This window comes from Chryseobacterium sp. GM_Chr_2 (assembly GCF_026540445.1).
Classification (GTDB): Bacteria; Bacteroidota; Bacteroidia; order Flavobacteriales; family Weeksellaceae; genus Chryseobacterium.
In genome coordinates, this window is the sequence record NZ_JALNUD010000004.1 from 82,144 (window position 1) to 95,594 (window position 13,451).

15 protein-coding genes and 1 pseudogene are annotated in these 13,451 nt (G+C 35.9%); 11 read left to right on the forward strand and 5 right to left on the reverse strand.

The features are described from left to right. Window positions 1-2 precede the first annotated feature (2 nt). Entirely contained in the window at window positions 3-458 is a 456-nt protein-coding gene (locus OXQ85_RS08025) for an META domain-containing protein (RefSeq protein ID WP_267403398.1), read from the forward strand. 103 nt (window positions 459-561) lie between these two features. Here the strand turns inward: OXQ85_RS08025 and OXQ85_RS08030 are convergent, their stop codons facing one another. From OXQ85_RS08030 to OXQ85_RS08045, 4 genes are all read right to left on the reverse strand, one after another. Further along, window positions 562-990: a hypothetical protein gene (locus OXQ85_RS08030; RefSeq protein WP_267403400.1), complete on the reverse strand. Its 429-nt coding sequence runs from the start codon at window positions 988-990 to the stop codon at window positions 562-564. 9 nt (window positions 991-999) lie between these two features. Next, entirely contained in the window at window positions 1,000-3,546 is a 2,547-nt protein-coding gene (locus OXQ85_RS08035; protein ID WP_267403402.1) for a collagen-like protein, read from the reverse strand. Between the two features lie 5 nt (window positions 3,547-3,551). Beyond that, complete coding sequence (locus OXQ85_RS08040) at window positions 3,552-4,034, reverse strand: T9SS type A sorting domain-containing protein (RefSeq protein ID WP_267403404.1); 483 nt, start codon at window positions 4,032-4,034, stop codon at window positions 3,552-3,554. Window positions 4,035-4,221: 187 nt separating this feature from the next. Continuing rightward, a complete protein-coding gene (locus OXQ85_RS08045) occupies window positions 4,222-4,941 on the reverse strand; it encodes a LytTR family DNA-binding domain-containing protein (RefSeq protein WP_267403406.1) in 720 nt (239 codons plus the stop codon). Window positions 4,942-5,137: 196 nt separating this feature from the next. Here OXQ85_RS08045 and hflX point away from each other — a divergent pair, with 196 nt between their 5' ends. The 6 genes and pseudogenes from hflX (at window position 5,138) to OXQ85_RS08075 (ending at window position 10,764) form a co-directional block, all read left to right on the forward strand. Continuing rightward, window positions 5,138-6,364 (forward strand): GTPase HflX, encoded by a 1,227-nt coding sequence (hflX, locus tag OXQ85_RS08050; protein ID WP_267403408.1) that lies wholly within the window; start codon window positions 5,138-5,140, stop codon window positions 6,362-6,364. After that, window positions 6,364-6,993 carry a DUF4919 domain-containing protein gene (locus OXQ85_RS08055; protein ID WP_267403410.1) on the forward strand — a complete coding sequence of 210 codons (630 nt, stop codon included), beginning with the start codon at window positions 6,364-6,366 and terminating at the stop codon, window positions 6,991-6,993. The genes hflX and OXQ85_RS08055 overlap by 1 nt, the downstream gene beginning before the upstream one ends. 22 nt (window positions 6,994-7,015) lie before the next feature. Next, complete coding sequence (locus OXQ85_RS08060) at window positions 7,016-8,296, forward strand: sodium:proton antiporter (RefSeq protein ID WP_267403412.1); 1,281 nt, start codon at window positions 7,016-7,018, stop codon at window positions 8,294-8,296. Between the two features lie 286 nt (window positions 8,297-8,582). After that, window positions 8,583-9,298: pseudogene (locus OXQ85_RS08065) on the forward strand (DNA alkylation repair protein). Then, window positions 9,298-9,627: a DUF6122 family protein gene (locus OXQ85_RS08070; RefSeq protein WP_267403414.1), complete on the forward strand. Its 330-nt coding sequence runs from the start codon at window positions 9,298-9,300 to the stop codon at window positions 9,625-9,627. The pseudogene OXQ85_RS08065 and the gene OXQ85_RS08070 overlap by 1 nt, the downstream one beginning before the upstream one ends. Before the next feature lie 66 nt (window positions 9,628-9,693). Further along, window positions 9,694-10,764 carry an ionic transporter y4hA gene (locus OXQ85_RS08075; protein ID WP_267403416.1) on the forward strand — a complete coding sequence of 357 codons (1,071 nt, stop codon included), beginning with the start codon at window positions 9,694-9,696 and terminating at the stop codon, window positions 10,762-10,764. A gap of 37 nt (window positions 10,765-10,801) precedes the next feature. On the opposite strand, the gene OXQ85_RS08080 is transcribed toward OXQ85_RS08075, so the two are convergent. Further along, window positions 10,802-11,182 (reverse strand): group III truncated hemoglobin, encoded by a 381-nt coding sequence (locus OXQ85_RS08080; RefSeq protein WP_267403418.1) that lies wholly within the window; start codon window positions 11,180-11,182, stop codon window positions 10,802-10,804. Between the two features lie 166 nt (window positions 11,183-11,348). Here OXQ85_RS08080 and OXQ85_RS20695 point away from each other — a divergent pair, with 166 nt between their 5' ends. The 4 genes from OXQ85_RS20695 (at window position 11,349) to OXQ85_RS08095 (ending at window position 13,218) form a co-directional block, all read left to right on the forward strand. After that, window positions 11,349-11,846, forward strand: coding sequence for an ion channel (locus OXQ85_RS20695; protein WP_346659711.1), 498 nt, complete (start codon window positions 11,349-11,351; stop codon window positions 11,844-11,846). Continuing rightward, complete coding sequence (locus OXQ85_RS20700; protein ID WP_346659712.1) at window positions 11,786-12,316, forward strand: hypothetical protein; 531 nt, start codon at window positions 11,786-11,788, stop codon at window positions 12,314-12,316. Before OXQ85_RS20695 ends, OXQ85_RS20700 begins: the two co-directional genes overlap by 61 nt. Further along, window positions 12,316-12,804, forward strand: coding sequence for a YkgJ family cysteine cluster protein (locus tag OXQ85_RS08090; RefSeq protein WP_267403420.1), 489 nt, complete (start codon window positions 12,316-12,318; stop codon window positions 12,802-12,804). Before OXQ85_RS20700 ends, OXQ85_RS08090 begins: the two co-directional genes overlap by 1 nt. Before the next feature lie 114 nt (window positions 12,805-12,918). Beyond that, window positions 12,919-13,218: a hypothetical protein gene (locus OXQ85_RS08095; protein ID WP_267403421.1), complete on the forward strand. Its 300-nt coding sequence runs from the start codon at window positions 12,919-12,921 to the stop codon at window positions 13,216-13,218. Window positions 13,219-13,451 lie beyond the last annotated feature (233 nt).

Sequence of the window (13,451 nt, forward strand, 5' to 3'; positions counted from 1 at the left end):
TTATGAAAAAACTGCTTTTATCAATTTTTACGATTTTAGTTTTACAACTGTTGCTAAACTGCTCTTCATTGATGAATGGAAACTCAGTAAGCAAGGCAAAAAATCCTCATATTCAACGGGAATGGATGATGATTTCTTTCGAAAATTTTGCTAAGGCTGATTTAATTAAAATGAATGCTAAAATAAATTTAACCGAATCCGCGAAAGATGGAAAAATTAATGGAAAAGCATTGATGGGGTGTAATGAAATCTTTTTTAGTTCTGAATTTAAAAATAACGGAAAAGTGAAAATTTCAGAAATTAGCTCAACAGAAAAAGCTTGCCCGGATATGAAACTGGAAGATGATTTTTCAAAAACATTTAAAAACATAACAAATTTTAAAGTGGAAGGTCACTTTTTAACATTAAATGACAATCAGGGAAATTCAATGAAATTTATTGCTGCAGATTGGGATTAATTTAAGCTAAAAAATGTTTCGTCTTGGCTCAAATAATAAAACAAAAAAAGTCCGCGCTCTTGCGGACTTTCTCTTAATTGAAAAATCTAGTTGGTTTCGGTTATTAGTTTTTAGGAATTGTTCTTTTTATGTCTTGTATTGTTAATTCAGGAGTGGATACCAACCCCTGTGTTGTGCCTGGTGTGTTTTTAGAAATCGTGGCTTTACGTGATTTTCTTCCGGGAACTGTTGCTAAAATTTCATCAAGACTTGCGGTATTGGGAAGTAATTTTCCCGAATTAGTTGAGGCTTCCTGTTTGGGAGCTTGCATTTGTTTTACCTCAAGACCTTGTTCTGAAGCCAACGTTACGGTAGAAGGCTTTTGCGCAGTTCTTTCCTGAGCTTCCTTCATCATTTTAGCTTCCAATTCTTTTGATTCTTTATAATTGGTGGCTTCCTGTACGTTTTCTTTTGTTTCAGAAACTTTCTTGTCCTGCTGAGCATACATATTGATGCTTACTACTAAAAAAGCGATGATATATAATGATTTCATGGTTGTTTATTATTTAATGTTAACTAATACTTTAATCTTTCCGATTTCGTTTTGATCATAATCCTGAAGCGCTTTTCCGATAACCTGACCAATTTTCACCTTTTTGATATTGGCTTTCATCGCAACTCCTGATTTTGATGAAGTCACCAAAAGATCACCTCTTTTAATTTTCCCTCCTTCTAGGCAAACTTTAGTAGGAATTACCCCGATTACTCCCATCGGCACTTTCCCGATTAATTCTGAATCTATATTTTCTTCCGTTAAAAGAACTCCCGGTTTTGTCGCGTAAACACCGGCTACCAAATTAGAATATGGTTTTGAAGATTTTTCTACTGTTCTGTCGGAATCCGTTGAAATAATTAAAATATCTCCCGGCTCGTATTCAGAAGTATTTCCTTCCACATCGAATGCTTCGGCAACGTCGGCTCCACTATTTTGAGTTCCACCATTGAAAAATCCTGTTCCAGATTTGTTAATTCTTGCCACATTGGTACTTGCACTTTGATAAACCGCAATGTTTCCTGATGGCCCTTGATGATTAACAAGCAAAGTAGATCCCGTTCCCGTAGTTGTTATATGAACCACAGGCTGACCATTAGAATTATTAAAGTTTCTGAAATATCCCGCTTTCCCTGTTCCAAAATTAGGAACCCAGCCATAAACAGCCGCACCAGATCCGTCTACGGATGCTTCAATACCATCTCCGGTGCCTCCGGCATTGGCGGTAATTGCATTGCCATTACCGTCAGTAAGAGCAAGTAAGGCAGGCCCGTTTCCGCTGGCGTTACTGGAATAAAATAAACCTGCATATCCTCCCGTTCCAACAGATTCGCCATAGATACCCGCCGTTCCGAAATTGGCAAAAATAGAATTTACTTTACCGTGCACTGCAGCAGATGTTCCGTTGGTATTATCTACAAAAAAATCTCCTGCCATACCGTTTCCGATTGTTTTTGCAGTTACTACAGTATTTGTATTGGATGTGTTAAAATTTTGAAATTCAGCTGCTTTTCCTAAACTGAATGAAGGCGTCCAGCCATAAATCGCACGACCGGCTCCATCCACATTGGCTTCAACAGCGTCACCATCTTTTCCGGCATTGGCTGTTATTGCATCACCATTACCGTCTGTTAAAGCTACCAAAGCGCGTCCGTTTCCGGAAGTATTTGATGAATAAAACAACCCTCCAAAACCACCTGTTCCGGAAGAAACGCCAAAAATGCCCGCCGCTCCGAAGTTTCCAAAAATGGTTTTTACTTCACCTCTTACGGCTGCACTCACGCTGTTTGTATTATTTGAAAGGAAAGATGAAACGTTTCCTAGTGTATTATCCGGAATATTTCCGTTTCCATTAGATTCTACTTCGAAAGTATTTCTATCATTTGATGCATTGAAGTTTTCAAAGCGTCCGGCTCTACCTTTACTATTGTTAATACCAACTTGCCCTAAAACACCCACAGAAGTTCCCGTTGTATTTGTTGCAACAAAACCTCTTACTCCGTAACCGCCGCCATCGTTTCTACCGACAACAGCTCCGGCAATGTCACTTGTATTTCTTCCGACTATTGCTTCACCAGCTCCGTTATTGTCGCCAACTATTCCGGCAGAAGATTGTGAGCTTGTTACCCCTTGCACCCCAAATCCTCCTGCTGTAGAACTAAAAACCCCAGCTCCGTTTCCTGTTGTGGAAACATTTATTACTGTTCCGTTTCCTACGGTGTTGGCATTGAGAACATTATTATTGTTAGCATTATTAAATATGGCAATATTTGCCGCAATACCATTGGTACTGGTTGCGTTTAGACCTGTTCCGGTATTACTATTTGCATAGACTCCATATCCGGCAGCTGATGCATTTCCGTAGACACCAAGGCCTGCAGGAGTAACTCCATAAATGCCCCATCCACTTCCATTTTGGCTTCCCCAGACACCGACACCTAAACCTCCGGTTCCATTGTTGACCCCTCTTACACCCGAAGAAAATCCTCCCGGAGCTGTGCTGTTTACAATACCTCTTACTGAAGCGATGCTTGATGTAGTTGTATTATTTACACCTTCGACTGAAGTTCCGTCGCCGTCATTTGTTAAAGAAAATAAATTTCCAGCATTATTTACGGTATTAGTATAAGGAATAGTAAAGTTTCCTCCTGTTCCGCCAGCAGATTTGGCATACATGGCAAAGGGAACGCTTAAAAGCTGGCTTGTTCCTGTAATCGTATAATTCGTTCCTCCCGAAGGATCTGTTTCAGTTTTTAAATAATAGTTTCCTGAGGCCCAGTTGATGGTATTGAATGTTCCTGAAAGTACGGTTCCGGCTCCTAGTTCTAAAGTAATCAACCCGTTGACATTTGTACTTCCTGTTAATCTTTCAGAATACACAGACGTTCCAGCCGGAGATCCCTGAAGAATACTTACCCGTACTCCTACACTTTGATTAGCCAAAACTTGTCCGCCCGCATTTCGAACAATAGCCTGATAGCTCATTTTTTCAGGAACCTGTGCAAAGGCTGAAAATGTGCCTAGCAGAATTCCCATCGATAGTAATATTTTTTTCATGGTGATTATTTTTTAATGATTTTGAATGTTTTGATGTTTTCTCCTTTCTGATTAATGCGAATGATATACATCGCTGAAGGCAGATCCGAGAAGTTGAATTCTGATTTAGATTCGGTGATCTTGCCCGATTTTACTAATTTACCTTGAGAATCAAAGAGCTGATATTCAGAATTTCGGTAATCGTTGCTGGTAAAATCCAGATATAAAAAATCTTTAAACGGATTAGGATACAGTAAAATATCCTTTTGATTGTCAGTGATTTCTCCTGTTGCCAGAACCACGGTAATTTCATAAGGTTGCTGTATTCCTTCCAGAATCTGGTTGCTTCCCTTCACAAGATAGGCGACCTGGCCTACGCTGTAAGAAACCGAACCATTGCTTCCCGTGGCATTGCCTCCGGAGGTCATTACAGCACTTTGGGCATGCAATACACCGGGGACAAAACCGAGCACAATAAGGAAGAAACATGGAATAGATCTTCTTTTCATGTCAAGTAATTTTGCGGTTATTAATTGGTGAATTCCCAACTGAATTCTCTTCTTTTTGGGAAGACTAAATTACCACAAATGCCAATCTGAAATTTTTAAAATAGATAAACGACAAAAAAAATCGACTAACGACAAAAAGTAGAGTTATTATGAAATATGAATTGAAAATCCTTTGTTTAAGATTAAATTATATGTTAGGATTAGGATTAAAAAAATCTAAATTTTCTTTAAACGTTCGCCCAATGGGAAGCTTTATTTGATGAACAAGTTCCACTTCATGTGTATTTTTACTTCGGATAAGATGTCGCGGAACTGCATAGCTTTTATGAATTCTCACAAAAGATCCAAAGGAAGTTTTATGCAGAAGATTTCCAATAGAATCTAAAATGCAGTGCCTTTTTTCGGAAGTGATGATTCGGGTATAATCTTTCAGAGCTTCAAGATAAAGAATATTGGAGATTTTAATCTGATGAATATTGCCGCCTTCTTTTATTTTGATGCTGTTTTCACCAAAAAGAGCATCAAACGACTCACATTTTTCTTTCATTTCAAAAAAATCTGAGAGTTTTTGCATCGAATAATGAAAACGTTCAGGCTTAAATGGTTTTTTAATGAAATCTAATGTATCTAATTCAAAAGCCTGAATCGCAAATTCGGGATGAGAACTCACAAAAATACAAGCCGGAATTTTATGGGCTAACTTCCTGTATTCTACGCCGCTCATCTGAGGAAGATTGGCTTCGATGAATAAAAGATCAACAGGAAAGTCAAGAAAAGGAATTGCTTTTTCCGCAGAATCAAAAGACGCCACGACCTCAATATTTTTATATTGTTTGATGTGATGATGAAGCACAAGCCTGTCGAGCTCATTATCATCGATAATCATACATTTTATATTAGCAATCATGGTGTGTATTTTAAGCAAATTTTAAAATTTAAGACTTAAAACTTTGAAATTCACTGTATAAAGTTATTAATTTTCTATAAATAGAAACTATGATGAACTTAAATTAACATTAAAATATTTTGTTTCATAAAATTTGATTTTGATTTTTCTTTCTAAAATGTTAACTTGTAAAAATCACAAACATAGATAGAATTTAATGCTAGAAAAGAAAGAACATAATTACGAGAAAGCAGTCTTGGTAGGTGTTGTTACCCAGCATCAGGACGAAGACAAGCTTACCGAATATATGGATGAACTGGAGTTTTTGGCCTTCACGGCAGGAGCTACGGTAGACAGACGTTTTACTCAAAAATTAACTCAGCCAGATTCCAAGACGTTTATCGGGAGCGGAAAAGCTCAGGAAATAAAAGAATATGTAAAGGAGCATGCAATCGGAACGGTAATCTTCGATGATGAATTATCTCCTTCCCAGCTTAAAAATCTGGAGCGAGAAATGGAAGTGAAGATTCTCGACAGAACCAACCTTATCCTTGATATTTTTGCCCAAAGAGCAACGACTTCTTATGCAAGAACACAGGTAGAATTGGCTCAATATCAATATCTTTTGCCTCGACTGACGAGAATGTGGACTCACTTGGAGCGTCAGAAAGGGGGAATCGGGATGAGAGGTCCCGGAGAAACGGAAATTGAAACGGATAGACGTATCATTCGTGACCGAATTACTTTATTGAAAGAAAAACTGAAAACCATCGATAAGCAAATGGCGACCCAGCGAAACAATCGTGGAAAAGTGGTGCGTGCAGCTTTGGTGGGATATACCAATGTGGGAAAATCTACGTTGATGAACTCTCTTTCGAAATCGGAAGTTTTTGCTGAAAATAAGCTTTTCGCAACGCTTGATACAACCGTAAGAAAAGTAGTGATCGGAAATCTTCCGTTTTTGCTGACGGATACGGTAGGGTTTATCAGAAAATTGCCGACGCAATTGGTAGAATCATTTAAATCTACTTTGGATGAGGTTCGTGAGGCGGATTTGTTGATTCACGTGGTAGATATTTCTCATGAGAGTTTTGAAGATCATATAGATTCTGTGAATCAGATTTTAATGGAAATCAATGCGCATCAAAAACCGATGATCATGGTTTTCAACAAAATTGATGATTTTAGTTATGAGAAAAAGGATGAAGACGATCTTACGCCTTCTACCAAGAAAAATATTTCTCTTGAAGAATGGAAAAATACATGGATGGCAAAATCTAAGTACCCAACTGTATTTATTTCTGCTCTTACGAAAGAAAACTTCCCGGAAATGAAGAAAATGATCTACGATGAGGTAATGAAAATACATATTTCAAGATTTCCTTACAACGATTTCCTTTTCGAATATTTCGACAACGATGAGGAAGATAACAACAAAGAGTAATGAAAAAATACCTTTTCTTTTTGCTGCTTTTTATTTCGGTTTTGAGTTTTGCTCAGAAACTGAAGCCGGATTTTAAAAGTATAGAGAAAAATCTTACCAACAAGCAGTCTCCTTATAATTATGATAAGCTGATTTTCAAATATAAAGCGTATCCGAAATCTTTGGATAGTCTTGAAGCCCAATATCTGTATTACGGAAGAAACTTTCAGGAAAATAAAGTTTCAACCTTGGATGATGATTTCAAAAAACTGGCCGAAGCTTTCAAAGAAAAAAATGCTGATGAATGTGTGAAACTGGGAACTGCTTTGTATCAAAAAGATCCTACCAATCTCGATGTTTTACTCATTTTGCTTCGTGCCTATGATTCGAAGCAGGATGCAAGTAATTTTGCTCATCATGTGAGCCAGTTTCGATTGCTGACGGATGCCATTAAAAAATCTGGTGACGGAAAAAGTGATAAAACTGCTTATTTGGTAAACTCTGTAGGCGATGAGTATATTTTACTTAATATCTTACAAATTGGAGAAGATTTTACAAGAGAATCTAAACCGCAGAAAGATGGGATGATGGACGTCTGGGAAAAAGACGGTAACAAAGTATATATCAAAGTCCTTTATTTGGATTTTTAACCATAAATTAAAAAACACTTTAGTGGAATTATATTATTCATTTTCAGCCTTAATCGTTTTAGCATCCATATTCGCCTATCTCAATTACAGATTTCTTAAGCTTCCGAGCACCATCGGGATTATGGTGATTGCCATTGTAGTTTCTATCATTTTGGTGTCTTTCGGAGAAACTTTTTTGCCAAGAACTTTCGGGCATCTTCATAATTTGATGAGCAGCATCGATTTTACAGAAGTTCTGATGGGCGCCATGCTTAATTTTCTTCTCTTTGCGGGAGGAATCCATATTAACATTGATGATCTCAAAGAACAGCTCAGGCCTGTGGTTATTTTTTCTACGTTAGGAGTTGTTATTTCCACTTTTGTGGTCGGCTTCGGAATGTTTTACCTGCTGCCGTTATTTGGGATTAAATTACCCTTTATTTACTGTCTTCTTTTCGGAGCTTTAATTTCGCCAACCGATCCTGTTGCGGTTTTAAGTATACTAAAGCAGGCTAATGTTTCAAAATCATTAGAAACAAAAGTGGCTGGAGAATCTTTGTTTAACGACGGTATGGCGGTTGTAGTTTTCTCGGTTGTTTTACAATTGGCAATCGGAAAAGAGATCGACCTTGGAATAGAAAATATCGGGCTTTTATTATTGAAAGAAGCCGGTGGAGGATTATTCCTTGGAGTCGTTCTGGGTTGGATTACATCGAGATTGATGCGTGAGGTAGACGACTATATTATTTCAGTTTTAGTAACACTTTCTGTGGTAATGGGCGGTTACCTGATTGCCAGACAAATGCATATTTCAGGACCACTAACGATGGTGGCAGCGGGATTATTCATGGGTAATTTTAATGTTAAATTTAAAATGAAATCTATCACTCAGGATTATTTAATTAAATTCTGGGAATTGATCGATGAAATCCTAAATGCTGTTTTATTCTTATTCATTGGTTTTGAATTATTAATGATTAAAGATCTAAAGCATTTTGTAGTTCCGGGATTGGCAGCGATCGTTATCGTTTTATTGGCGAGAGTAATTTCCATTTGGGGACCAACGAAATTTATGAGAACTACTTTCAGTCCGCAAACTGTAAAAGTTTTGGTTTGGGGAGGTATTCGTGGCGGTGTTTCCATTGCCTTGGCGATGTCGATTCCTAAAAGTGAATACAGCGAAATTATTTTAAGTATCACTTATTGTGTGGTTGTATTCTCAATTATTGTTCAAGGACTTACGATTGCGAAAGTAGCGAATCCTAATAAGATTGCAAAAGAAGAACAGGAGCTGGAAAATATTGTTGCTGAAGAAGGACATTAAATTGAGTTAATTAATAGGTCTATTTAAAATAGTTTTAAATTTAACCGCAAAAGAGACAAAAGACTTTGGATTTATTTAAAGGAGTTCAAAAATCTGCAAAAAGAAAAAATCTTTGATTTTTTAACTTATGTGCTCTTTTTACATTTAATTATTTAACTTAAAATAACTAAAGTGTAAAAATCTTTTGCTTCTTTTGTGGTAAGAAAGTTTAAACAAGTTTAATGATAAAATAAATAGAGTGAGCGAAATGTTTGCTCTATTTTTTCTTAGTTTTAAAAGCATTTAGATGAGCATAATTAAAGAAATTCACGAAGCATTAGCTGTTTTATCCATTCCTGAGAAAGCCGCATTTTTTCCTAAATTTTTTAAAACAGGAAAAGGAGAATATGGTGAAGGCGATCTGTTTCTTGGCGTAAAAGTTCCGGATCAACGATCTGCGGCGAAAGAATATTATGTTAAAATTTCATTAGAAGAATTAAGCGAATTGCTTTCTTCAAAATATCACGAACATCGTTTAACAGCTTTATTTATTTTAATTTATAAGTTTGAAAAAACGAAAGACAAAGCTGTAAAAGATGAAATTGTAGAATTTTATTTAAACCATTTGCATTATGTAAATAATTGGGATTTAGTAGACTCCAGCTGTTACAAAATCTTGGGAAGATATGCTTTTGAAAATCAAAGAGAAGATTTGCTTAAAAACTTATCAGATTCCGAAGAAATGTGGCATAAAAGAATTGCCGTGTCGGAACGATGCATTACGTAAAGAAAAATTCATTCTATTTAACTAAAGAATTTGTGACGAAAAATTTAAAACATTCTCACGATTTGATGCACAAGGCAAACGGCTGGCTGTTGAGAGAAATGGGACAGAAAAACGAGGAAGAACTCATCAATTATTTAAATCAATATTACAAAGAAATGCCAAGAACATGTTTGCGATATGCGATTGAAAAGCTGGATGAAGAAGTGCGTCAGGATTATTTAAAAGGTAGAATATAATGGATTGTTTCTTCTGGAAAACCGTAACGCACTATTTTCTACATTTAGGGTTTCCTCTATTTATCGCATTGATTTTTTACCGTGAAAATTGGAAAAAAACGTATTTTATTCTTTTGGCAACGATGTTGGTAGATCTCGATCATTTATTTGCTAATCCTATTTTTGATCCGAATCGAGGAAGCATAGGTTTTCATTTTTTACATTCTTATTATGCCATTGCGGTGTATTTTTTGCTGCTCTTTTTTAAAGGAAATATCAGAATTATTGGCATCGGACTTTTGTTTCATATGTTGACGGATTTTCAGGATTTTCATCTTTGGTGTCATTAAAATATTATTAATATTTTCTTTTAAAATTGTAAATCTCATAGATTTTTTGTATTTTAGAGACGCTTTATGAAATTAAAAGAATTCCTACATTACACGTACATTTTCCCCGTTCTGGCGGTAATTTATTACTTCTCCGGATTTATGGGAAATGGCGTAGTGTCTGATGTAATCGCAGGGCTTTTACTTACAGGAAGCGTACTTTCAGCAGTTCATCACGCGGAAGTAGTTGCCCATAAAGTAGGCGAACCGTTCGGAACAATCATTTTAGCATTATGTATCACGATCATTGAGGTCGCTTTAATTATCTCGCTGATGGTCGCCGGCGGAGATCAGGCAATCACGCTGGCCAGAGATACTGTTTTTGCAGCAGTAATGCTTATTCTCAACGGAATTTTAGGAATCTGTATTTTGGTAGGCGGAGTGAAATATTATGAGCAGTTTTTTGCACGAACTTCGGCTACAACTTATTTGGTGAGTATTGTTTCTATCCTGATACTAACGTTGGTTCTTCCCAATTTTACTTCAAGTGTAAATGGGCCTTTCTATAATCAGGCGCAGTTGATCTTTGTTTCGATTGCCTGTTTGGTGATTTACGGTGTATTTTTAATGGTTCAAACCATTCGACATAGAAATTATTTCATCGTTCCGGATGAGCATCCAGAGGAAAGTTATATTCCGAATATGACGAAAACTTTTGTAAGTTTTGGTTTTCTGATCGTTTGTTTGGCAATTGTGGTGATGATGGCGAAAGGACTTTCAACAACTATCGAAAATATGGTTCAGAGTTTTGGAGCACCCAAATCTTTGGTTGGCGTCATTATTGCGGCGGTGGTATTACTTCCTGAAGGGGTTGCAGCAATTCGCGCGGCGAGAAGCAATCAGATTCAATCGAGTTTAAATTTAGCCTTAGGATCAGCCTTAGCGAGTATTGGGTTGACGATTCCTGCCGTTTCCGTGGTTTGTATCATGTATGATATTCCGTTGGTGCTAGGTTTGGATAAGAAAGATATTATTCTGCTTTCGCTTTCGGTGTTTATCGTGATGCTTTCTTTAAGCCGTGGAAAAACAAATGTACTTTACGGAACTGTTTTATTGGTGAATCTTGCCGCTTATATTTTCACAGTTATCGTTCCGTAGTTAAAACTTTAAACATTAAATTCAGAACTTTAAACCATTAAAGTCTTCTTGCCAAATCCATTTTAAAAGCCATCAGTTTAGCAATGTTTTCGGCTTTATAAATGGCTAAATCTGCATTTTCGCCCACGAAATTTTCTTCAACAGTTGAAGTCCACATTTCAAGCCATTTGTCAAAATGTTTCTGCTCCATTGCCTGTATTTCATTGATCGGGAAATGAACGCCCATCGGATTTCCTTTATACGTCATCTGTCCGAAAAGAATAGATTCCCAAAAAGAATACATTTTAGGCAAATGTTGGCTCCAGTCAACTTTGGCAATATCATTAAAGAAAAACCCAATAGTCTCATCTTTAATTACTTTGTCGTAAAAGGCGTTGACAAGGGTTTCAATATCTTCTCGTGTTTCCAGCTTTTTCATATTTCAAATTTAGCTTAAAATCAATTTAAAAATTCAATAGCGAAGTTGATAAATTTCATGAAAACAATATTTTATCTTTGTATGTTTTTTTGAACATAAAAAAGAATATTCATACGTTTTGAATATTCTCAACATTTCATACGAAAACAAACAAATGAGATAAAAAATGGCAAGAGGTTTAAGAAAAAGAATTCGACAGAAAAATTCTGAAAACAGTGGCTTTGGAACGAATGCTTCCGGAAGATTCATTAAAAAAGATGGTCTTCCGAACGTTGAAAGAAAAGGGGTGAATATTTTTAATAGATTCAGTTGGTATCATACAATGCTGAATCTTTCTACTTTTCAGTTTCTTTCTTATTTAGTTACGGCTTATATTTTGGTGAATTTATTTTTTGCTTTAATTTATTATGTAATTGGTGTAGAACATCTTACAGGAATTGATAAAAGTGATCCTCTGAACGAATTTATTGATGTATTTTTCTTTAGTTCGCAGACTTTTACCACAGTTGGATACGGAAGAATCGCTCCGGTAGGCTTTATGGCAAGTTTGGTAGCGACTTTTGAAGCTTTTTTAGGATTGCTTACCTTTGCCTTGCAACAGGTTTGTTTTATGGGAGATTTTCCCGACCGCGAGCGTATCTTAAATTTTCAGACATCGCTGTAATTGCTCCTTTTCAGGATGTTACAGGATTGATGTTTAGGCTGGCTCCTTTTAAAAATAATGCATTAACCAATGCCGATGTTGTAGTTTCAACAGCGATTGAAGTAAGTGAAAATGGTGAGACGAAGACGAATTTTTATACTCTAAAAACTCACTTGAGCCATATTAATACATTAGCTTTAAACTGGACAGTTGTTCATAAGATTGATGAAAATTCGCCGTTTTTTGGTTTTACAAAAGATGATTTTTACAATACACCCATCGAAATTATTGTGCATGTGCGCGCTTTTGATGAAGTATTTTCAAATACCGTAGTGCAGAGAGCATCTTATGTTTCAAAGGAAATTGTTTACGGGGTGAAATTTGTTCCGATGTATTATCCTGCAAAGAATAAGGAGTTTACGCTGCTGGATTTAGATAAAATAAATGATTATATGGCTGTTGATATGCCAAATATAGTGGAGGAAGTATAATGAACTTAGAATCATACAAAAAACAGGCTTTACAAAAGCAAAAAGAGCATAAAAAATTTCTGGACGGATTGAAGAAAAAACCGCCCAAAAATCTCGATTATATTGTTCAGGAAACACATGATGAAGTTTTTGAGGAAATTGATTGCCTTCAATGCGCGAATTGCTGTAAAACGACAGGACCTTTATACACCGAAAAGGATATTGAGCGTATTTCTAAACATCTTCGCATGAAAGCCTCTGATTTTGAAGCGAAATTTCTTCGTGTAGATGAAGATAACGACAAAGTGTTGCAAAATCTTCCCTGCTACTTTTTGAATACAGATAATACATGTTCGATTTACGAGGTTCGCCCGAAAGCATGTAGAGAATATCCTCATACAGATCGAAAAAAAATCTATCAGATTAATAATTTGATGGTAAAAAATACCGTGATTTGTCCAGCAGCTTATGAATTTGTAGAGAAAATTATGAAGAATTTGGCAAAATAATTTACAATTCCAAAATCGTCTTAAAAGATTATAAAGTACGTTAAATTAGACATTTACATATACTATTCGATAAAGTGGCGGCGTTTTACTTAAACAACCATTTAAAATATTATCATGAAAAAGTTAATTTTCACAGCAGCGTTCTCATTAGTCGGAGTAATCGCGGTATCGGCGCAGACAACAACACAAAGTCCTGCAGAAACTACTAACCAGACCACTCAAAATCAAACTCAGAATCAACAGTTGCAGACAACAGATCCTAACGTTGTTTCAACGCAACAAAATACGCAGACTCTGGATCCTTCGGTGCAAAATCAAACCACTGTAACCACTACAGATCCTAATCAGGATGCCACAAAACCACAAGAAGTAACAAAAGAAGAGCGAAAATCTAAAAAGAAAAAATCGAATTAGAGAGAACTAATCTAAATGTTTAAAGTAGAAATGAGATCCTGAAACGTTATGTTTCAGGATTTTTTTAAATAATTTAAATTATATTTCTTTTCAACAGAAAATCGTTTGCTTGTTATTTTTTTTCATTTAATAAGAAGTTTTAATTAATAAAACCAGATTTAATAAATATTAAAATAAAAAAATATCATCTTAAGAAAATGGAAAACAACTATTTAACATAATAATTCGGCATC